Source organism: Streptomyces sp. NPDC045967 (assembly GCF_056430495.1).
Window position 1 is genome coordinate 176,003 of the sequence record NZ_JBWKLE010000006.1, and the last position, 20,473, is coordinate 196,475.

A 20,473-nucleotide genomic window follows, 5' to 3' on the forward strand; every position below is an offset into this window, starting at 1 on the left:
CCGGTGCGCGGTTACGCGGTCCAGTCCAGGATGATCTTGCCGCTGCGGGCGGTCGACGCCTCGTCGAACGCCGCGTCGAAGTCGCGGTGCGAGTAGCGGCCGGTGATGACGGGACTGAGGTCGAGCCCGCCCTCCAGCAGCACCGTCATCGCGTACCAGGTCTCGAACATCTCTCGGCCGTAGATGCCCTTGATGGTGATCATCGAGGTGACCACCTTGGCCCAGTCGACCGGGAACTCCTGCGCGGGCAGGCCCAGCATGGCGATCCGGCCGCCGTGCGTCATGTTGTCGATCATGTCGCGCATCGCCTCGCCGCGGCCGGACATCTCCAGGCCGATGTCGAAGCCCTCGCGCAGGCCCAGCTGCGCCTGCGCGTCGGCGATCGTGGTCTCGGCGACGTTGACCGCGAGCGTGGCGCCGGCCTTGCGGGCGATGTCCAGGCGCTCGGGGCTCACATCGGTGATCACCACGCTGCGCGCACCGGCGTGCCGGGCCACGGCCGCCGCCATGATCCCGATCGGGCCGGCGCCGGTGATCAGGACGTCCTCGCCGACGAGGGGGAAGGACAGCGCCGTGTGCACGGCGTTGCCGAACGGGTCGAAGATCGCCGCGACATCGAGGTCCACCGCCGTCCGGTGCACCCACACGTTCTGCGCGGGCAGCACCACGTACTCGGCGAAGGCGCCGTCGCGGCCGACACCGAGGCCGATGGTGCTGCGGCACAGGTGGCGGCGCCCGGCCAGGCAGTTGCGGCACTTGCCGCACACCAGGTGGCCCTCGCCGCTCACCAGCGCGCCGACCTCGATGTCGCGGACGTCGGCGCCGAGGGCGGCGACCTCGCCGACGAACTCGTGGCCGAGGACCAGCGGGGTCTTGACGGCGCCCTGCGCCCAGCCGTCCCAGGCACGGATGTGCAGGTCGGTTCCGCAGATGCCGGTGCGCAGCACCTTGATCAGCACGTCGCCGGGGCCGTACTCGGGCTCGGGAACGTCCATGAGCCACAGTCCGGGTTCGGCCTTGTGCTTGACGAGTGCCTTCATGGGGTGGCTCCAGGCATGCGGAAGGGAGCGCCGCGCGCGCGGGGGCGCGGGCGGCGTCGGTGACGGTCACCAATCTGCCGAGATGCCCGGTGATCAGTCCATCGAGACTTTCTTAAGCGGGTCGACAGCCCAGCTTCACGCCTATGCTCCTGCCTGACGGGGCAGGGAGACCCCGGGCCGGTGCGGTCCGGGGGAAAAGGGGAGGTGAGGGGCGTGCCGAGTCTGCGCAGCAGGGCGCTGTCGGTGGCGCTGACCGCGGCGGGGCGGCGAAGACGGTTCGCAAGCGCCGAGGCGGTGCGGGCGCGGGTGGCCCAGTCCGCCCGCAGGCCGGCTTCCCATCTGCCGCCGCGCTCGCTGGGGCGGGTCGCGGAGATCACCCGGACCTTCGTCGGGGCCTGGCCGGTGTACGAGGTCTCGCCGCTCGGCGGCGAGCCCGCGGCCCGGGTGCTGTACGTGCACGGCGGCGGGTACGTGAACGAACTCGTCCGCCCGCACTGGGCGATGGTCCGGGCCCTGGTCACGCAGGCGCGGGCGCGGGTCGTCGTCCCCGCGTACCTCCTCGCCCCGCGCGGGACCGCCGACCGGACGGTCCCGGTCGCCGCCGACCTGCTCAGCGGCCTGATCGCGAGCGGCGGCGCGGGCGGGACCGTGCTGCTCGGGGACTGCGCCGGCGCCGGGCTGGCGCTGGCCTCCGCCCAGCGGCTGCGCGACCGCGACGGGACGCAGCCCTCCCGGATCGTGCTCGTCTCGCCGTGGCTGGACGTCACGATGAGCCATCCGGACCAGGCGGGCATCGAGGCGGACGGCCCGGTGACGGCCCGCCGGGGGCTGCGCGAGGCCGGGCGGCTGTACGCCGGGACGCTGGCCGTCGACGATCCGCGGGTGAGCCCGCTGCACGGGTCCTTGCAGGGGCTGGCGCCGCTGACGGTGTTCGCCGGAACCCGCGACGTGCTGGTCACGGACAGCCGGGAGCTGGCACGCCGGGCCCGCGCGGCCGGTACGGAGGTGGACTTCCACGAGGAGGCGGGGCTGCCGCACGGCTACCCGCTGCTGCCCGTACCGGAGGGCCGGGCCGCGCGCGATCGGATCGTCGAGCTGGTCCGGGCGGTGGCCGCCGAGGGGTGAGCCCGGTCCCGGTCCGCGACGGGGCGGGGCGGCCGGTCCGCCCCCGGGGTCTACGCCACGCAGGTCATCAGGGAGCTGATCGGCCAGGCGCGGTACGCCGTCCAGTAGGCGTCGTCGCGTTCGGGGTCGGCCGGCGGGGTCCGGTTCGGCTGCCAGCCGATGGTGCTGAAGCCCGCCTCGACGGCCGCTTCGGCGAGCTCGGCGTGGGCCCACTCGTGGAACTCGAACGGCACGGGCGGTTCGGTGAGGAAGTGGGCCTTGAGCAGCGGCGCGTCGCCGGCCACGATGCGGTCGAGGATGCGGACCCCGTAGGGCGACCAGTCCACGCGGGGGAACGCCCCGGCGTTGGGCACGATGGCGAGCAGCCGCCCGCCCGCGCGGAGGCTGGCGCGCACCGAGCGGAACATCGCGTGCAGGGACACCCGGTCGGGCGTGTGGTTGAAGGGGTAGACGGCGGTGGCCAGGTCGAAGGGCCCGAGGGCGGGGAGTGCGGCGGCGTCGGCGACGTGGTACTCGATGTCCCCGCCGACCCGCTCCGCCTCGTACTCCGCGTCGTGCTCGCGGGCCAGCTTGATCATTTCCTCCGAGGCGTCCACCCCGACGGTCCGCCGGGCGCCGCCGCGGGCCAGCAGCCGGGTGTTGTAGCCGTACCCGCAGGCCAGGTCGAGGGCGTCGAGCCCGCGCACCCCGCCGAGGGCGTCGATGGCGCCGTGGAGGGTGTAGGTGTCGGCCGCCGAGAAGGCCGCCGTGGTCCTGGACTCGGCGTACCGCTCTCCGAGGGTGTCGTACTGGAACCGCATGCTCTGCCTTCCGGTGACCTGCCGGGCGGGGGGTGGATGCGTGCGTATGGTGCCCCGCGGCGCGCCCGAGGCGCGGCCGCACACCCGTGCGTCCCCCGGACGAGGGAAGCGGTCGGCCTAGGGCCTCCTTTCGGATCAGGCCCGGCATGCTCCGAAAGACGCGCCTCGGGGCCCGTCGCCAACGTTCCGCCTGGGGTGCGGTGAGCACTGCCGAGGGCGCATGCTGGCGGTGTGACGGCGACACCGGACAGTGGCGGCCCCGCCTCCGGTGCCTTGGCCCGGGCGCTCGTCCGGGCCGCACTCGACGTGGCGGCGGCCGTCGACGGGCACGCGGGCGGGGTGTACCTGCGCTCCGGGCGGCCGGGGCTGCTGCGGTTGGCGGCCCTCACGGGGCTTCCGGGTCCGCTGTTCCGGCCCTGGTGGCGGATGAACCTGAGCCGCCCCTACCCGGTGGCGGAGTCCTACCGGGCCGGGCAGTCCGTGCACCTGCCGGACGCGGAGGCGGCCATGCGCCGCTTCCCGCAGCTGACGGCGGGACTGCCCTTCCCCTTCGCCTCGATGTTCGAGCCCGTGACCGCGGGCGCCGAACGGTTCGGCGTGCTGATGGCGCTGCGCGCCGCGACCCCCGGGGTCCCCGTGCCGCCGCCGGAACGCGAGCGGCTGCGCGGGGCCGCCGACCGGCTCGCCGCACAGCTGGCCGCACTGGCGGCGGCCGGGAACCCGGTGCTCTGGGACGACGACCCGCTGTGCGCGGAGCGGCCGGGCGCGGCCGAAGGCGGCGGGGCGGCCGGGGCGGCCGCGGACCGCCTGGAGCAGGCGCTGCTGTCGCTGGACCGGCAGGGCAGGATCGGCTACGCCAACGCAGCCGCCGAACGGCTGCTCGGCGCGGACGGGCCGGACCTGCGCGGACAGGTGCTGTGGCAGGCGCTGCCCTGGCTCGGCCATCCCGCCTACGAGGACCACTTCCGGGCCGTCTTCATGTCCACCGTGCCGGTGCACTTCCCGGCCCGGCGGGGGCGCGAGCCCGCCGAGTGGGTGTCGGTGGACCTGTACCCGGGCGCCGACGGGGTGACGGTGACCATCACCGCCACTGAGAAGCCCTCGTACGCGCCCGCCTCGATGGCCCGCACCGGAGGGGACGCCGGCTCCCCCGCCGACCGGGCGTCCGCGCTGTACCGGCCGGTGGCCCTGGCCATCGCGCTGACCGAGGCGGTCACGGCCCGGCAGGTGTCGGCGATGGTCACCGAGGAACTGCTGCCGGCCTTCGGCGGCCGCCAACTGGCCATCTACCTGCTGAACGAGCGGCACCTGCACCTCGCCTGGGAGACCGGCTTCCCCAAGGGCTTCCTCGACCGGTTCGACGGGGTGGGGCTCGACGTGCGGCTGCCGGGCGTGGAGACCCTGACCTCGGGCCGGCCGCTGTTCTTCGAGTCGATGGAGCACCTGGCGGCCGCCTATCCGGGAATCCCGCTGGACGCCGACGTCGGGGCCCGTGCGTTCCTGCCGCTGATCGCGTCCGGCCGCCCGGTTGGCTCGTGCATCCTGGGCTTCGACGCGCCTCGGGGCTTCAGCCCGCAGGAGCGTACGGCGCTCACCGCCCTGGCCGGGCTGATCGCCCAGGCCCTGGAACGGGCCCGGCGCTACGACAGCGAGGCGGCGCTGGCCCGGGGGCTGCAGTCCGGCCTGCTGCCGCACCGGCTGCCGGTGCACCCGCAGGTGGCCACGGTGGGCCGGTACCTGCCCGGCACCCAGGGCATGGACGTCGGCGGGGACTGGTACGACGTCGTGGAGACCGGTGGCGGCCGGCTGGCGCTGGTCATCGGGGACGTCCAGGGCCACGGCGTCGCCGCCGCGGCCACCATGGGACAGCTGCGCAGCGCCGTACGGGCCTTCGCACTGAGCGGCAACACGCCCGAGCAGGTGATGCGCGGGACCAACCAGCTCCTGAGCGATCTGGATCCCGGCCAGTTCGCGAGCTGCTGCTACGTACTGCTGGACCCGGCGACGGGCTCGGCCGAGGCCGTGCGGGCCGGGCACCCGCAGCCGCTGCTGCGCCACCCCGACGGCCGGACCGAGGTGCTGGACCTGGCCGGCGGGGTGGTGCTCGGCATCGATCCGCAGGCCGGGTACCCGGTCACCGCGCTGCACCTCGCGCCGGGCTCGGTGCTCGCCCTGTACACGGACGGGCTGGTGGAGAAACCGGGCGCCGACATCGACACCGGGGTGGAGCGGCTGCGCGCGGCGCTGGCCGCGGCGCGGCCGGACCCGCTGACGGAGACCGCCGACCGGCTGATCGGCGAGGCGGGCACGGCCGCCGACCGTCCGGATGACATCGCCCTGCTCCTCGCGTGCCGGACGGGCGGGTCCGGATAGGCCCGCTCACGGCGCGCGAGCAGTCGGACAGCACCAGCACCGCCCTGCGACGGGTGCGCCGTCAGCCGGAGAGAGGGCCGGCGGGTTCCTCCCGGGACAGGGTGAGCGCGGTGTTGACCAGCCCGACGTGGCTGAACGCCTGCGGGAAGTTGCCGAGTTGGCGCCCGGAGACCGGGTCGTACTCCTCGGCCATCAGTCCCACGTCGTTGCGGACCGACAGCAGCCTCTCGAACAGTGCGCGGGCCTCGTCGCGCCGGCCCGTCATGTAGAGGGCGTCGACCAGCCAGAACGAGCAGGCGAGGAAGGCTCCTTCGTCGCCGGGCAGACCGTCGACGGTCGGGCCTTCGGTGCTGTAGCGGCGGAGCAGGCCGCTGCGCCCGAGCTCCTCGCGCACCGCGTCGACCGTGCCGACGACGCGCGGGTCGTCGGGCGGCAGGAAACCGACGCGCGGGATCAGCAGGGTCGCCGCGTCGAGTTCGCGGGAGCCGTAGTACTGGGTGAAGGTGTTGCGTTCGGGGTCGTAGCCCTTCTCGCACACGTCGCGGTGCACCGCCTCCCGCATGTTCCGCCAGCGCTCCACGTCGCCCGGGATCGCGGGGTTCTCCTCCAGGGTCCGCACCGCCCGGTCGGCGGCGACCCAGGCCATGACCTTGGAGTGCACGAAGTGCCGGCGCGGGCCGCGCACTTCCCACAGCCCTTCGTCCGGGCGCTGCCAGTTGCGCTCCAGGAAGTCGAGGAGTGCCAGCTGGATCCGCCAGGCGTGGCGCTCGGCGGGAAGGCCGGCGGACCGGGCCAGGTACAGGGAGTCGATGACCTCGCCGTACACGTCGAGCTGGAGCTGGTCGACGGCCGCGTTGCCGATGCGCACGGGGGCGGAGGAGGCGTAGCCCCGCAGCCAGGGCAGGGTGGTCTCGGGGATCCGCCGCTCCCCGGCGATCCCGTACATGATCTGCAGGTCCGCGGGGTTTCCGGCGACCGCGCGCAGCAGCCAGGCCCGCCAGGCTCGGGCCTCGTCGAGGTAGCCGGTCGCGAGGAGGGCGCCGAGGGTGAGGGTGGCGTCCCGAAGCCAGCAGTAGCGGTAGTCCCAATTGCGGACACCGCCGATCTCCTCGGGGAGCGAGGTGGTGGCGGCCGCGGCGATGCCGCCGGTCGGCGCGTAGGTGAGGGCCTTCAGCGTGATCAGGGAGCGGGTCACCGCCTCCCGGTAGGGGCCCTTGTAACCGCACTGGCGGGTCCAGTCCCACCAGTCGGCGAGGGTCTCCTCCAGCGCCATGAAGGGGTCGATGGGCTCGGGCCGCGGCTCGTGCGAGGGGTGCCAGGTGAGCACGAAGGCCACGCGCTCGCCGGCGGCGACCTGGAACTGCGAGCAGGTGCTGTTCTCCTCGCCCCAGGTGCGCACGGGCGGCTCGCTGCGGAACCAGGCGGATTCGGGTCCGGCCACGGCCACGCGGTCCCCGTTGTCGCGCCGCACCCAGGGGACGACGTGGCCGTAGTCGAATCGCAGGCGCAGGGTGCTGTGCACCGTGACCCGCCCGGTGACGCCCTCGACGATGCGCACGACATCGGGGAACGCCTGGCGCTGGGGCATGAAGTCGATGACCTTGACGGTGCCGGTCCCGGTCTCCCAGTACGACTCGAGCACCAGGGAGCCCTCGATGTAGGAGCGGCGGGTGCACCGCTCGCCGTCGGCCGCGTCCAGCGGCGCTATGCGCCAGTGGCCGTTCTCCTCGTCACCGAGGAGCTTGGCGAAGCAGGCGGCCGAGTCGAAGCGCGGCAGGCACAGCCAGTCGATGGACCCGTCCCGGCCGACCAGCCCACTGGACATCAGGTCGCCGATGAGTGCGTAGTCTTCGATGGGTTGTGTCATCTGTGCGCTCTTCCCCCGAAGGTCCGGGGTCAATCTGCGCGGTTCCCGTACGTCTTCAGCCTCGTACGAGGAGCATGACGGCGGCGAGGGCCGCGCCCAGGGCGAGGGCGAGGGCGCCGTGGGACAGCCGGTGGCCGCGCAGGACCGGCAGGAAGCGGTCGGCGGCGTACCGGCCCGGGCCGGTCAGGGTGAGGGCCGCGGCGCCCGCGGTCAGCAGCAGTTCGTATTCGATGCCCTCGGGGGCGAAGAAGGATCCGGTGCCGTGGACGGCGATCGCGTTGATGAGCGTGCCGACGACGGCGGCGCCCGCGAGCGGGGTGAGCAAACCGGCCGCGAGGCCGAGGCCGCCCAGGGTCTCGGTCAGACCGGCGAGTACGGCCATGGCCTCGCCGGCCGGGTAGCCGCTGGCCGTGAAGAACTGCCCGGTGCCGCTGACGCCGCCGCCCCCGAACCAGCCGAAGAGCTTCTGGGAGCCGTGCGCGGCCATGGTCAGGCCGAGGACGAGGCGCAGGAGCAGCAGTCCGGTGTCGTGGCCGGGGGTGGAGAAGGCGGGGCGGACGGAGGGGTCTTCGGCGGGCCGGGCGGCGGCCGGCGCGGTGGCCTGCGGCTTCGCCGTGTCGGCGGAGGGGCTGGTCATGGGGATCCTTCCGGTCGGGCGGTGCGAGGGGGACAGAGGGCGAAAGTTGTTCACATTCGAACCATCGGCCCGACCCTAGCCGGTGATTCAAATTCGAACAACCCGGGGTAGGCTGGAGCCATGGCTGAGACGAGATGGCTGGACGAACGCGAGAAACGCGCCTGGGAGGGCTTCCTGGCCGCGTCGGCCCTGGTGAACCGGCGCCTCGACCAGCAGCTGAAGGACGACTCCAGGCTCTCGCACGCCCAGTACGAGATCCTCGTGCGGCTCGCCGCCGCCCCGGACGGGGAGCTGAGGATGACCGATCTGGCCCACGGTCTGATCAACTCCAAGAGCGGGCTGACCTACCAGGTCACGCAGATGGAGAAGGCGGGTCTTGTCCGCCGCCGCAGCTGCCCCTCCGACGTGCGCGGGGTCTTCGCCGTCCTCACCGAGACCGGCCGGGCCCGGCTGGACGAGGCGGCGCCCGGGCACGTGGCCACCGTCCGGGAGGTCCTCATCGACGTCCTGACCCCCGAGCAGCTCGACGCGCTCGCCGACGGACTGGGCGAGGTCGGCCGGCGGCTGCGGACGCCGGGTTCCTGAGCCCCTCAAGCGGTACGGAGGCCCATCGGGCGGGTATACGCGCGCAATGGACGGAAAGATCTGGATCGGCCTCGCCCTGGCCGTCGCGGTCGGGCTCGCGGTCGTCGCGGCGGTACTGCTCGTACGGGTCCTGCGGGCCCGGCGGCTGCTCGTGGACGCGGGGATCCCCCTGCGCGACAAGGCCCTGTTCTGGGTCGCCGTGGTCTACACGATCTCACCGGTGGACCTCATTCCGGACCCGGTGTACCTCGACGACATCGGCGTCCTGCTGCTGGCCCTGCGCTCGCTGCACGCGGCCGCAGCGGCGGCCGCGCCGGCCATCCGCCCCGCGAAGGAACCCGACCGCGTGTGAGCGCGGCCGGCCCGGGCCCGCACCGGGAGGGCGGCGGGCCCGCCCGGTCACCCCACGCCGCGCGGGCGGAACTGGATGCTGATGCGGGGGCCCACCGCCCGGGTGGACTTGGGCACCGCGTGCTCCATGGTGCGCTGACAGGAGCCGCCCATCACGGCGAGGTCGCCGTGCCCCAGGGGCAGCCTCAGCAGGGTCGCCCCGCCGTCGCGGCGCCGGAAGGCCAGATCGCGGGGGTCTCCGACGGAGACGATCGCGACCATGGTGTCCTCGGTGGAGGATCGGCCCGTCCGGTCCCCGTGCCAGGCGACGCTGTCCCGGCCGTCACGGTAGAGGCACAGCCCGGCGGTGACGAAGGGCTCGCGGAGCTCGGCGGCGTAGTGACGGCTCAGGGCCTCGCGGGCCTCGGTGAGGACCGCGTGCGGAAGCGGCTCGTCCGCCCCGTAGAAGGCGAGCAGGCGGGGGACCTCGACCTCGCGCTCGTACATGTGCCGCCGCTCGGCACGCCACGGCACCTCGGCCGCCAGCCGCTCGAAGAGGGCGTCCGCACCCGACAGCCAACCGGGCAGGTGGTCCACCCAGGCGCCGGCACCGAACTCGGTCCGACGCAGGCCGCCGAGCGGCCCGATCCGGATGTCATCGCCCTGGTCGAAGAGGGAACCCTGCAGGCCCGAGCCGTGTACCGCGTGCATGCCTCCAGCGTAACCCCAGAACCGAACACGTGCGCGATTCCCGGCGAGGGCCGCCGACCCCGCCGGGCGGCGATCTGCGCCACACTGCACTCAGGCCGAGCTTCCTGGGAGACAACCGTGAAGATGCTGATCAACAGTCCGGACACCGTGGTCGCCGACGCCCTGCGCGGCATGGCGGCCGCGCATCCCGAGCTCGATGTCGACGTGGAGCGGCGGATCGTCGTACGACGGGACGTGCGGGGCAGCGGCCGGGTCGGGCTCGTGTCCGGGGGCGGATCCGGGCACGAACCGCTGCACGCCGGGTTCGTGGGGTACGGAATGCTGTCGGCGGCGTGCCCCGGGGAGGTGTTCACCTCGCCCGTTCCCGACCAGATGCTGCGGGCGGCGGCGGCCGTGGACTCGGGGCAGGGGGTGCTCTTCGTCGTCAAGAACTACACCGGCGACGTGCTGAACTTCGAGATGGCGGCGGAGCTGGCCGAAGAGGACGGGCTGCGGGTGGAGCGCGTGCTCGTCGACGACGACGTCGCCGTGACCGACAGCCTGTTCACGGCCGGGCGGCGCGGCACCGGGGCCACCCTTTTCGTCGAGAAGATCGCCGGGGCGGCGGCCGAGGAGGGCGCGCCGCTGGAGCGGGTCGCGGCGATCGCCCGGCGGGTCGACGACTCCGCGCGCAGCTTCGGCGTGGCGCTGAGCGCCTGCACCACACCCGCCAAGGGCAGCCCCACCTTCGACCTCCCCGAGGGGGAGGTCGAACTCGGCATCGGGATCCACGGGGAGCCGGGCCGCGAGCGGCGCCCGATGATGCCCTCCCGGGAGATCGCCGAGATCGCCGTGGGCGCCGTACTCGGTGAACTGGCGCAGGTGGGTCCGGCCGACGGGCCGGTCCTGGCGCTGGTCAACGGCATGGGGGCGACGCCGCTCCTGGAGTTGTACGGGTTCCACTCCGAGGTGGCGCGGGTGCTGGACGCGCACGGGGTGCCGGTGGCGAGGACGCTCGTCGGCAACTACGTCACCTCGCTCGACATGGCGGGCTGCTCGGTGACGCTGTGCCGGGTCGACGACGAACTGCTGCGGCTGTGGGACGCCCCGGTCCAGACGGCCGCGCTGCGCTGGGGCCGCTGACCGTAGGGTGGTCGGCAGGGCCCGCCCGGGCTGCTTCCCGACACGAGGAGATCCGGTGCGCGACGCAGACTTCTTCCGGCGTTGGATGACGGCCGCCGCAGCCGCGGTGGAGCGCGAGGCCGACCGGCTGACCGAGCTGGACTCCCCCATCGGCGACGCCGACCACGGGGCCAACCTGCTGCGGGGCTTCGCCGCGGTCGGGGCGGCCCTGTCGGCGGAAGCCCCCGGGACACCGGGCGCCGTCCTGCGGCTCGCCGGGCGGACCCTGATCTCGACGGTCGGCGGTGCGTCGGGGCCGCTGTACGGGACGCTGCTGAGGACCACCGGCAAGGAACTGGCAGACGCAGCCGAGGTCTCCGACGAGGACGTGCACGCGGCCCTGGACTCGGGAGTGCGCGCGGTGGCCCGGCTTGGCGGGGCGGCGCCGGGCGACAAGACGATGCTGGACGCCCTCGTTCCGGGGGTGGCCGCGCTGAGCACCTCGTACCGGGCGGCCGGGGACGCGGCGGAGCAGGGGGCGCGGGCGACGGTACCGCTGCGGGCGCGCAAGGGGCGGGCCAGCTACCTGGGCGAGCGGAGCGTCGGACACCAGGATCCGGGCGCGACCTCCTCGGCGCTGCTGCTGGCCGCCCTCGCGGAGGCGGCGCAGGAGGTGGCACCGGAGCGAGGCCGTGACGTGGCGGCGGCCTCGGCCGCGGGCTCCGCCGGGGCGGCCCCCGATGACACCGGGCGGGCCCTGGTGGGCATCGTGCTGGTCTCGCACAGCGCGCCGGTCGCCGAGGCGGTGGCCGAGCTCGCCCGGGGCTTGGCGCCGGGTGGTCCGATGGCCGCGGTGGCCGCGGCGGGCGGCACGGCAGACGGCGGTCTCGGCACGAGCGCCGAGCGCGTCCTCGCGGCCGCGCGGGACGTGGACCGGGGCGCCGGTGTCGCCCTGCTGGCGGATCTGGGCAGCTCCGTCCTGACGGTGCGCTCGCTGCTGGCGGAGGGCGCGCTGCCGCCGGGTTCCCGGCTCGTGGACGCACCGTTCCTGGAAGGCGCGGTGGCGGCTTTCGTCACCGCGTCCGCCGGTGGGGCCCTGCCGATGGTCGAAGCGGCCGCGAACGAGGCGTACACCTACCGCAAGACCTGATCCGGCCGCCGAGCGCCCGCCCCGGGCCGGCCTCGGCGACGGCCGCAGCCACCGCCCCCTGACGGCGACGGCGGCGGGAGCCGGCCTGCCGGCTTTCGCGGCCTTCCCGGGTGTGCGCCCGCCGGAGGCTACGGGCGGCCGCGGAGGGTTTCGATCTCCCGGCGCTCGCGCTTCGTCGGACGGCCCGCCCCGCGGTCGCGGATGCCCACGGCCGCGGCCTCGATCGGAGTCGGCGGCGGCGGGCTCTTGTCGATCAGGCACTCGGCGGCCACCGGAGCGCCCACCCGCTTCGACACGGGCCGGCGCACCACCACGATGCGTTCCCGCCCCGCGTGGAAGAGCCGTACCTCGTCACCCGCGCGCACCGGCTGCGCCGGCTTCGCACGCTCCCCGTTGACCTTCACGTGGCCCGCCCGGCAAGCGGTCGCCGCCGTCGAGCGGGTCTTCGTCAGGCGCACCGACCAGATCCACGCGTCCACCCGCACGGATCCCGTGTCCGTACCCGATCCCGTCACCTCATCAGCCATGCCCCGACTCTAGCGAGGCGGACGGGGAGGACCGAGGAAGTTTCGGCGGATACCACAAGTAACACGGCAGCTGCCAGGTGGATAAGCAGAAGTGGATTGCATGTGCGCGCCGAATGGGCCTACCGTGGCGCATGTGCAGTCCCGCCGCATCCAGGACCGCCACGGTCCCGGCACCCGGCCGGCCCGCTAGACCGAGGAGCCCCTCCCCATGTCCGCGACCCCGTACCGCCGCCGCGCCGCGGCCGCGCTGACCGCCGCCCTGCTCGTGCCGCTCGCCGCCTGCGGGAACGGCGCGGACGCCGAGCCCGCCGCCGGTTCCGGGACGGCCTCGGCCGCCGCCTCCGCCGAGCCCCGGGCCGCTCACCTCACCGTCCTGGCCGCTTCCTCCCTGACGGACGTCTTCAAGACCGCGGGCGCCGCCTACGAGAAGGCCCGCCCCGGCACGAAGGTGACCTTCTCCTTCGCCGGTTCGCAGGAGCTCGCGGCGCAGGTCAGGCAGGGGGCCCCGGCGGACGCGCTGGTCACGGCTGACACCAGGACGATGGACGGCCTCCGGGACGAGACCGGCGACGCCGAGGTCATCGCCAAGAACCGCCTGGTCATCGCGACCGGCAAGGGCAACCCGTTCAAGATCGCCGGCCTGGAGGACCTCGCCGACAGCAAGATCAAGGTCGTGCTCGCCGCGCCCGAGGTCCCGGTGGGCCGCTACAGCAAGGAGATCCTGGAACGGCAGGGCGTCATCGTGAAGCCCGTCTCCCAGGAACCCAACGTGCGCGCCGTCCTCAGCAAGATCGAGCTGGGTGAGGCCGACGCAGGGCTCGTCTACACGACGGATTCCGCGAAGTCGGGCGAGAAGGTCGTCGCCGTGGACATCCCGGACGCCCAGAACGCGGTGGCCTCCTACCCGGCCGCCCGACTCAAGCAGTCCAAGAACCCGGAGGCCGCCGCGGCGTTCGTCGCCTGGCTGAGCACGCCCGAGGCGCAGAAGATCCTCCAGGACGCCGGCTTCCAGCAGCCCTAGGTCCTGTCGTCGAAGCAGCGCCGGTCAGGCCCGCGGCCACCCACCGTCCCCCACCGGGCCCGTCCGCCACCGGCCCGTGCGCCGGCGGCCGCAACACACGCCGGGAGGGGCTGCCCGGTCCGGGGGACGGGCGGGCGGCCCATCGCCGTGGTGCGCGGCCGGCCCGCGTACGCTTCCCGCAGCCGCCCCCCGAGCCAGGAACGCCCCATGAGCAGACGCCTCACCCGCACCCCCACCCGGCCTCCCCTGGTCCTCGTGCTCCCGGCGGTGCTCGCCGTCGCGTTCCTGCTGCTGCCGCTCGTCGGCATCCTCGGCCGGACCCGCTGGAGCGAGCTCGGCTCCCACCTGGGCAGCCCCGGGGTGGTCCAGGCCCTGAACCTCTCGCTGGTCGTGTCCTTCTGGGCCCTCGGCCTCTCCCTGCTGCTCGGGGTGCCGCTCGCCTGGCTGCTGGCCCGCGTGGAGTTCCGGGGCAAGGCGCTCGTCCGCTCGCTGGTCCTGCTTCCGATGGTGCTCCCGCCGACCGTCGGCGGTGTCGCCCTGCTGCTCGGCTTCGGCCGGCGGGGTCTGCTGGGGCCCTGGCTGGAGGAGACCTTCGGGGTCATGCTCCCCTTCCACACCTCGGGCGCCGTCGTCGCGGCGACCTTCGTGGCGATGCCGTTCCTCGTGATCAGCCTGGAGGGCGCCCTCGGCGGGCTCCGGCAGAGCTTCGAGGAGACCGCCGCCTCCCTCGGCGCCTCGCCGGTCCGGGTGTTCTTCACGGTGACCCTGCCGATGGTGGCCCCCGGCCTGGTCGCCGGCGCCGCGCTCACCTGGGCCCGCGCGCTCGGCGAGTTCGGCGCGACCATCACCTTCGCCGGGAACCTGCCCGGCACCACCCAGACGCTGCCGCTCCAGGTGTACCTGCTGCTCCAGGACGAGCCCGAGGCCGCCACCTCCGTCTCCCTGCTGCTGCTCGCGATCGCCATGGGCGTCCTGGTCGCCCTGCGCGGCCGCTGGACGGGCACTCCCGTCACCCGCGGTGGCTCCCGGGTGCCGGCGGTGCCCGACGAGCCGTCCGGCCCCGCCGCCACGCCCGCCGCCGGACCGGCGGACCCCCCGCGGGCCGAACCACCGGCAGCCCCGGCGGCCGACGCCGGGCACTGGGCGCTGCACGCCACCGTCACCGGCTTCAACCGGCTCACCCTCGACGCCGAACCGGGCACCACGATCGCCGTGGTGGGCGAGAACGGCGCCGGGAAGACCACCCTGCTGCGCGCCCTGCTCGGCCTGACCCCGCGCGCGCACGCCGAGCTCCGGCTCGGGAACGCCGACGTCACCGCCCTGCCCCCGCACCGCCGGCAGGTCGCGTGGGTCCCGCAGGACGGCGCGCTCTTCCCGCACCTGAGCGCGCTGGCCAACACCGCGTACGGGCTGCGCGCCCACGGCGTGCCGCGGGCCGAGGCCCGCCGTGAGGCCCAGTCCTGGCTGGACCGGCTCGGAGTCGGTCACCTCGCCGCCCGCAGGCCCGCCCAGCTCTCCGGGGGCCAGGCCCAGCGCGTCGCCCTCGCCCGCGCCCTGGCAGCGCGTCCGCGCCTGCTGCTGCTCGACGAACCGCTGGCCGCCCTCGACCAGACCACGCGGGCCCGGGTCCGGCACACCCTGCGCACCCATCTGGCCGGTTTCGGCGGGGTCTGCCTGATCGTCACGCACGACCCGGTCGAGGCGGTCTCCCTGGCCGACCGGGTGCTCGTACTCGCCGACGGGCGGACCCTCCAGGACGCGCCGCCCGCCGAGGTGACCCGCCACCCGCGCTCCCCGTGGGTGGCCCGGATGCTGGGGCGCAACGCCTGGCCCGGTACGGCCTCCGCGCACGGGCTGGCGCTGGCCGCCGGAGGCCGGCTCGTCGTCGCCGAGGCGCTGCCCGAGGGGACGCGGGCCCTCGCGATCATCGCCCCGGAAGCGGTGGCCGTGCACCGGGACCGGCCGGGCGGCAGCCCGCGCAACGTCTGGCCGGGCACCGTACGGGAGGTCACCGCGGTCGGCAGCAGACTGCGCGTGCTGATCGCCCCGGAGGGGGCGCCGGACCTGGTCGCCGAGATCACCCCCGAAGCGGCCGCCGAGCTGGGCGTCGTGGACGGGGCGCAGGTGTGGACGAGCGTGAAGGCCACCGAGGTGACGCTCGTACGGCTGTAGCCCGCCCAGCCCGCCGGAACGTGCGCGGCCGTCGGGCGGTCAGCCTCCCTCCGGTAGCGCCGCGGCAGGCACGGCGAACTCGCACCACACGCTCTTGCCGCCGCCCCGGGCCTCCACGCCCCAGGCGTCCGCGAGCCCTTCCACCAGGAGCAGCCCGCGCCCGGAGACCGCCCAGTCCGCCGCCTCGCGGCGCCTCGGCAGGGCGCTGCTGGAGTCCTCGACCTCGACGCGGATCCGGCCGTCCGCCGTCAGCCGCATGCCGACCTCGGCGGGGCCGTCGGTGTGCACCAGGGCGTTGGTCATCAGCTCGTCTGCCGCGAGTTCGATCTCGTCGGCCCGGTCCCGCGCCCCCCAGGCCGCGGCGGCCGCCCGGATCAGGTGCCGGGCCAGGCCCGGCGCCTCGGGGTCCCCCGGGTCCAGCCGCTGGCGCAGCGGGCCGCCGCCGCGTCCCGCGGGCGTCCCGCGCCGGCGCAGGACGAGCAGGGCCATGTCGTCCCCGCCTCCCGAGTCCCCGATCAGGTCGCACAGGACATCGGCGAGTTCCTCCACGTCGACCGGGCCGCTGCGGATCGCCGCCATGAACTCCCGCATCCCGGTGTCGGGGTCCGCCCCGGGCCGTTCGATCAGCCCGTCCGTGCACAGCAGCAGGGTGTCGCCCGGGTGCAGTTCCAGGCTGGTGACCGGGTAGCCCGAGCCCGTCCCCGACTGCTCGCGGGGCGGCAGTCCGAGCGGCAGCCCGCCCGCCACCCGGACCCGGTGGCAGCTGCCGTCCCCGCGCCGCACCACGGGGTCGAGGTGTCCGGCGCGGACCATCCGGAGCATCCCGCTGGTGAGGTCCACCTCGGCGTAGGTGCACGTGGCGAAGCGTTCCGTCTGCAGGTCGCGCAGGAACGCCGAGGCCCGGGCCATGGCGGTGCCGGGGGTGTGGCCCTCGACGATGTAGGCGCGCAGCACGATGCGGAGCTGGCCCATGACGGCGGCCGCGTCCGTGTCGTGGCCCTCCACATCGCCGATCATCACCCCGACGCGGCCTTCACCGAGCGGGATGACGTCGTACCAGTCCCCGCCGATGTCCCGCCCCATCCGGGCGGACCGGTAGCGGACGGCGATGAGCGCGCCCGGCACGTCGGGGATCCGCCGGGGCAGCATGGCGCGCTGGAGGCCCTCCGCCAGGTCGTGCTCCTGCTCGAAGAGCATGGCGCGCTGCAGGCTCTGGGCGATGCCGCTGCCGAGCGCCATCAGGACGTTGCGCTCCTCGGCGGTGAAGTCCCCGTCGCGCCGGTAGAGCAGCCCCAGTGCGCCGATGGGCCGCCCCTGGGCGATCAGCGGCAGGTAGACCCCGCTGCGCACGGCCAGCGGCTCGATGTACGGCCACAGCTGGGGGTAGCGCCGCTGGAAGTCCTCCCGGGAGGCGATGTAGACCGGCTGCATGGTACGCACGGCCTCGCTCATGGGGAACCGCGCGTCGATCCGCGTGTACTCGATCTCCGGCACGTAGGAACCCAGTTGGCCCTCCGCGACCAGGTGGATGCGGGCGCCGTCCACGACGCCCAGCATCACGCTGACGGCTCCCAGGTGGCCGAGTGCCTCCGGGTCCTTGAGGACGTCGGTGACGTCGTTGACGGTACGGGCGTGGGCCAGGATGGCCGTGGTCCGCTCGACGACGCCGGTCATCCGGCGCCGTCCTTCCGCCCGTTCGCCGGGGGCGCCGGGCTCGCCGGGGTCGTGGGCGGCGTCGCGCAGGATGCCGATGACGCGGTAGGGGCGCCCGCCGCGGTCCCGCATGATGTGCCCCTGGATGTGCAGCCAGGCCAGGGTGCCGTCCCGGCGGCGGCCGCGGACGTACGCGCCGTAGTGGCTGTGGCCGTCCTCGAGGGCCTGCGCCACGCGGGCCTCGAGGCGGGCCTCGTCGGCGGGCGGGATGCGGGGGCGCAGTCCGGTGCCGGTCCCGTCGAACTCGTCCGGGCGCAGATCGAGGACCTCGAGGGCGGTCGGATCGAGGAACATCCGCCCGCTGTCGAGGTCCCAGTCGAAGGTGCCCATGCGGTTGAGCGCCAGGCTGGTGTCCGGCCGCGCGGGCCAGTCGACCTTGGGAGTGCGTCCCCACGGGGCCATGCAGTCAGCCTCTCACTCCGCGCGGCCTTTCTCCTCCTGAGCCCGCTGCTACTCCTCGGGCCGGGCCGGGGCGGGCGGGGTCTCCTCCACGGTGGGCACGCCGGGCGCGGGCTCCACGGGGGTGGGGACCACGGGCGGCGGCGGAAGCTCCAGCGAGGGCACCGGCGTCGGGGGCGGGGTCGGCGGCGAAGGCAGCTGCGCCTCGGGCGACGGCGTCGGGGAGACGGGTTCCACCGAGCGCGGCTCGGCGGGCGGGGCCGAGGTCACCGCCTCCGTCTCCTCGGCCGGGGAGGGCGGGGGTGACTCGGCAGGTGACTCCGCGGGTGACTCCGCAGGTGACTCCTGTGTCGACGGGGAGTCCGACGGGCTCTCCGGCGGCGTCTCGGTCCGCGCCTCGGACGGCGTCTCGGACGGCGTCGTCAGCGGGGACTCCGACGGCGTCTTCGTCGGCGTCTTGGTCGGCGTCTTCGTCGGCGTCTTCGTCGGCGTGGGGAACGTCGGGGTGACCGTGGTGATCGGCGGGGTCGGGAACACCGGCGGCGGCACCGGGCGGTCGGGCTTGCCGGGGCGGTGCCCCCGCTCCCGCTCGTACCAGTTGCCGTGCCGCTGGTCGTAGATCACGAAGTTGTTCACGATGGTCACCGACGGTGCGATGACCACCACCCGCGAGGGCTGGTACGAGTTCCACACCTGCCCGAAGCGCTTCGGGTTGGCCTTCAGCGCCACGGGCGGCCCGAGCGGGTTCCCGCACGCGCACCGCACCCGCGGCACCCCGCGGTCGTCCACCAGCACGGCCGTCCCGGCCTGGAGCACCGCCTGGTAGGAGGTGACCTCGCCGTTCCGGAAGCCGTGGTTGGTGACCCGGGTGTCCATCCGCAGCTGCACGGGGGTCAGCGAGCGGAGGTAGCCGGGGACGGCCGCCGGCTGGATGCCGAGGGCGGAGGCGAAGCCCCGGTTCCTGTCCGGCTGCGCGGAAAGGGCCCCGATCTGCTTCTCGACGTCGCAGCTGGCGACGTTCCTGGTGCCCGCGTACACGCCGGGCGAGGCACCGCTGACGGTCCGGGTGCCCGTGGGAGCCGTGGTGCCCGGCGTCCTGGTCTCGGCGGGCTTCCCCGGCGGCTTGCCCGTACCCGTCGGCTTTCCGGTCTCGGGCGGCGGCGCCGCCTCGTTCACCGCGGTGGACTCGGTGAACGGGTCGGGCCCGGAGGCGGCCACCGGCTGGAGGAACACCTCGCCGCCCGCGCTCGTGCCGCTGGGCCGGGTCAGGACCAGGGCGAGGGCCACGGCCGCCGCCACCGCGACGAGCGCGGTGGCGAGCCGGGGCACCGACCGCCACCACGGGCCTTTGGCCGGGCCTCCGGGACCGCCCGGCCCACCGGGTGGCGCCGAGGGCGGTGGCGGCGGCGGAGGCCCCTGCTGCCCGCCCGAGAGCGGGCCGGAGGGCGGTCCGGTGGGGCGCTCCGAGGAGGGCGGACGGCCGGAAGGTTGCGTGGTCACGGGCTCTCCTTCGCAGGAGGAGTGAATTCCCTGCGGACCATTGTGTGCGCCGTCCGGGTGGTGCCCGCAAGCGGGGAGTGCCACGGTTGCAGGGTGAGCAGGACACCGGGATCACCGTCATCCGCAGGGTCCGCGGGAGCATGGCGCGACGCCCTCCTCGCCGTCGTGGCGGGCTTCGTGGTGATGGCGGCGGTCGCCGCCGCCGGTCTGGCGTTCGCGGGCGCCGGTGACCTTCCCGGCGGTGCGTTCCCCCGTGTGGCCGCCGCAGTCGTGGTGATGGCGGCGGGCGGCTCGGTCGAGGTGTCGGGCGACGCCGGTCTCCTCGCGGGAGCGGACGCGAGCCTGTCGGTGCTCCCGCTCTCGGTGAGCCTCGCGGGCGCCCTGACGGCCGGGTACTGCTTCCTGCGCCCGCTGCACAACCGGGCGGTCGCCCGGCCCCGTGAACTCCTCGGCCGGGCGGTTCCCCTGATCGTGCTATGGCTGCTCGCACTGGCCGGCGCCGCCCTCTTCGCGCGGCAGTCCTTCGGAATCTCCACCGGCGACTCCCCCATCGGAGTGATCGGCGAACTCCTCGACTCCGCCCCCACGGTCGGCTTCCGCGCCGATCTCCCCGCCACCCTTCTCTTCGGACTGCTCTGGATCCTGGGCCTGTTGCTGGTGGCCCTGCTGGTGTCGCGCCGCGCACCGCTCCCGGCGCGGCTGGTCCGCTTCCACGCGGCGGTGCGCCCGGCCGCCTTCGCCACGGTCGTGCTGCTGCTCGCCTACGTCATCCTCGGCATCGGGGCCGGCCTGGTCGTGGCCGCCACCCAGGGCCATGCCGGCCGGACCCTGGCCGTGATCCTGCTGGGGCTGCCGAACCTCGTCTGGCTCGCCCTCACCCTGGGTTTGGGCGGGGCCTGGGAGGGCAGGGTCGAGGGCCCGTTCGGGCTGCCCATGCCGCACCTGCTGGACCAGGTCCTGCGCGGCTCCGACCCCTCCGCGTTCGATGTCGCCTCGCTCGCCGAGCGGGACCCCCGGGCCTGGGGGCTGGTGGCGGTGGCCGCCGCCCTGCTGCTCGGCACCGGCGTCCTGGCGGCCGTACGGTCCCCCGCGCACGTCCGGCTCTGGCAGCACGCCCTCCACCTGGCCGTGGCCCTGGCCCTCGCGACGCTGACGGTCTGCCTCCTGGTACGGGTGGAGGCCCAGTTCGGTCTCTCGCTGCTGGGCATCGGCGAGGCGGACGGCCTCGGCGCCGAGGTCGAACTCATCCCGGTCCTGTGGCGCACCGTCCCCCTCGCCGTCCTGTGGGGCGCGGTCGCCGGGTTCCTGGGTGCCCTGCTGGCCCGCCCCCTGCGCCGTCGGGGCCGCGTCGGCGAACCGGTCGCGGCCCGGCCCGCCTCGTAGGCCCTGCCATGAAAAGGGGCACCGGTCGGCGACGGGACG

16 protein-coding genes and 2 pseudogenes are annotated in these 20,473 nt (G+C 74.8%); 10 read left to right on the forward strand and 8 right to left on the reverse strand.

What is annotated here, in order from left to right; genetic code table 11:
• Nucleotides 1-11: 11 nt before the first annotated feature.
• Nucleotides 12-1,040 carry an L-threonine 3-dehydrogenase gene (tdh, locus tag AC07FY_RS15480; protein ID WP_479005887.1) on the reverse strand — a complete coding sequence of 343 codons (1,029 nt, stop codon included), beginning with the start codon at nucleotides 1,038-1,040 and terminating at the stop codon, nucleotides 12-14.
• Nucleotides 1,041-1,253: 213 nt separating this feature from the next.
• Here tdh and AC07FY_RS15485 point away from each other — a divergent pair, with 213 nt between their 5' ends.
• Nucleotides 1,254-2,165 (forward strand): alpha/beta hydrolase fold domain-containing protein, encoded by a 912-nt coding sequence (locus tag AC07FY_RS15485; RefSeq protein WP_479005890.1) that lies wholly within the window; start codon nucleotides 1,254-1,256, stop codon nucleotides 2,163-2,165.
• 50 nt (nucleotides 2,166-2,215) lie between these two features.
• Here AC07FY_RS15485 and AC07FY_RS15490 read toward each other — a convergent pair whose 3' ends face one another.
• The gene (locus AC07FY_RS15490) at nucleotides 2,216-2,965 is read right to left on the reverse strand and encodes a class I SAM-dependent methyltransferase (protein WP_479005893.1); all 750 of its coding nucleotides are present in this window, start codon (nucleotides 2,963-2,965) and stop codon (nucleotides 2,216-2,218) included.
• 273 nt (nucleotides 2,966-3,238) lie between these two features.
• Between AC07FY_RS15490 and AC07FY_RS15495 the strand changes: the two genes are divergently transcribed.
• Nucleotides 3,239-5,338 (forward strand): SpoIIE family protein phosphatase, encoded by a 2,100-nt coding sequence (locus tag AC07FY_RS15495; protein ID WP_479006347.1) that lies wholly within the window; start codon nucleotides 3,239-3,241, stop codon nucleotides 5,336-5,338.
• A 61-nt stretch (nucleotides 5,339-5,399) separates the two neighbouring features.
• On the opposite strand, the gene AC07FY_RS15500 is transcribed toward AC07FY_RS15495, so the two are convergent.
• Both AC07FY_RS15500 and AC07FY_RS15505 read right to left on the reverse strand, forming a co-directional pair.
• Nucleotides 5,400-7,205: a glycoside hydrolase family 15 protein gene (locus AC07FY_RS15500; RefSeq protein WP_479005896.1), complete on the reverse strand. Its 1,806-nt coding sequence runs from the start codon at nucleotides 7,203-7,205 to the stop codon at nucleotides 5,400-5,402.
• A 55-nt stretch (nucleotides 7,206-7,260) separates the two neighbouring features.
• Nucleotides 7,261-7,842, reverse strand: a complete 582-nt coding sequence (locus tag AC07FY_RS15505) for a DoxX family protein (protein ID WP_479005899.1) — start codon at nucleotides 7,840-7,842, stop codon at nucleotides 7,261-7,263.
• Between the two features lie 120 nt (nucleotides 7,843-7,962).
• Here AC07FY_RS15505 and AC07FY_RS15510 point away from each other — a divergent pair, with 120 nt between their 5' ends.
• Nucleotides 7,963-8,427, forward strand: coding sequence for a MarR family winged helix-turn-helix transcriptional regulator (locus tag AC07FY_RS15510; RefSeq protein WP_479005902.1), 465 nt, complete (start codon nucleotides 7,963-7,965; stop codon nucleotides 8,425-8,427).
• A gap of 46 nt (nucleotides 8,428-8,473) precedes the next feature.
• Nucleotides 8,474-8,779, forward strand: a complete 306-nt coding sequence (locus AC07FY_RS15515) for a DUF1232 domain-containing protein (protein ID WP_479005904.1) — start codon at nucleotides 8,474-8,476, stop codon at nucleotides 8,777-8,779.
• Between the two features lie 47 nt (nucleotides 8,780-8,826).
• Here the strand turns inward: AC07FY_RS15515 and AC07FY_RS15520 are convergent, their stop codons facing one another.
• Nucleotides 8,827-9,468 carry an alpha-ketoglutarate-dependent dioxygenase AlkB gene (locus AC07FY_RS15520; protein WP_479005907.1) on the reverse strand — a complete coding sequence of 214 codons (642 nt, stop codon included), beginning with the start codon at nucleotides 9,466-9,468 and terminating at the stop codon, nucleotides 8,827-8,829.
• A gap of 117 nt (nucleotides 9,469-9,585) precedes the next feature.
• On the opposite strand from AC07FY_RS15520, the gene dhaK reads away from it, so the two are divergent.
• From dhaK to AC07FY_RS15535, 3 genes and pseudogenes are all read left to right on the forward strand, one after another.
• Nucleotides 9,586-10,590, forward strand: coding sequence for a dihydroxyacetone kinase subunit DhaK (dhaK, locus tag AC07FY_RS15525; RefSeq protein WP_479005909.1), 1,005 nt, complete (start codon nucleotides 9,586-9,588; stop codon nucleotides 10,588-10,590).
• Between the two features lie 55 nt (nucleotides 10,591-10,645).
• Nucleotides 10,646-11,242: pseudogene (gene dhaL, locus AC07FY_RS15530) on the forward strand (dihydroxyacetone kinase subunit DhaL); the annotation flags it as partial.
• A gap of 96 nt (nucleotides 11,243-11,338) precedes the next feature.
• On the forward strand, nucleotides 11,339-11,719 hold the full coding sequence (locus tag AC07FY_RS15535) for a PTS-dependent dihydroxyacetone kinase phosphotransferase subunit DhaM (protein WP_479006350.1): 381 nt from the start codon (nucleotides 11,339-11,341) through the stop codon (nucleotides 11,717-11,719).
• 128 nt (nucleotides 11,720-11,847) lie between these two features.
• Here the strand turns inward: AC07FY_RS15535 and AC07FY_RS15540 are convergent, their stop codons facing one another.
• A complete protein-coding gene (locus AC07FY_RS15540) occupies nucleotides 11,848-12,246 on the reverse strand; it encodes an RNA-binding S4 domain-containing protein (protein WP_479005912.1) in 399 nt (132 codons plus the stop codon).
• 208 nt (nucleotides 12,247-12,454) lie between these two features.
• Between AC07FY_RS15540 and modA the strand changes: the two genes are divergently transcribed.
• Together modA and AC07FY_RS15550 are read left to right on the forward strand one after the other, a co-directional pair.
• Nucleotides 12,455-13,267 carry a molybdate ABC transporter substrate-binding protein gene (gene modA / locus AC07FY_RS15545; protein ID WP_479005915.1) on the forward strand — a complete coding sequence of 271 codons (813 nt, stop codon included), beginning with the start codon at nucleotides 12,455-12,457 and terminating at the stop codon, nucleotides 13,265-13,267.
• A gap of 207 nt (nucleotides 13,268-13,474) precedes the next feature.
• Complete coding sequence (locus AC07FY_RS15550) at nucleotides 13,475-15,439, forward strand: ABC transporter permease (protein ID WP_479005918.1); 1,965 nt, start codon at nucleotides 13,475-13,477, stop codon at nucleotides 15,437-15,439.
• A 39-nt stretch (nucleotides 15,440-15,478) separates the two neighbouring features.
• On the opposite strand, the gene AC07FY_RS15555 is transcribed toward AC07FY_RS15550, so the two are convergent.
• A complete protein-coding gene (locus AC07FY_RS15555; protein WP_479005921.1) occupies nucleotides 15,479-17,554 on the reverse strand; it encodes a SpoIIE family protein phosphatase in 2,076 nt (691 codons plus the stop codon).
• A 234-nt stretch (nucleotides 17,555-17,788) separates the two neighbouring features.
• Nucleotides 17,789-19,051 (reverse strand): annotated as a pseudogene (locus AC07FY_RS15560) (DUF6777 domain-containing protein); the annotation flags it as partial.
• Between the two features lie 93 nt (nucleotides 19,052-19,144).
• Here AC07FY_RS15560 and AC07FY_RS15565 point away from each other — a divergent pair.
• Nucleotides 19,145-20,434: a streptophobe family protein gene (locus AC07FY_RS15565; RefSeq protein ID WP_479005924.1), complete on the forward strand. Its 1,290-nt coding sequence runs from the start codon at nucleotides 19,145-19,147 to the stop codon at nucleotides 20,432-20,434.
• Nucleotides 20,435-20,473: the final 39 nt, after the last annotated feature.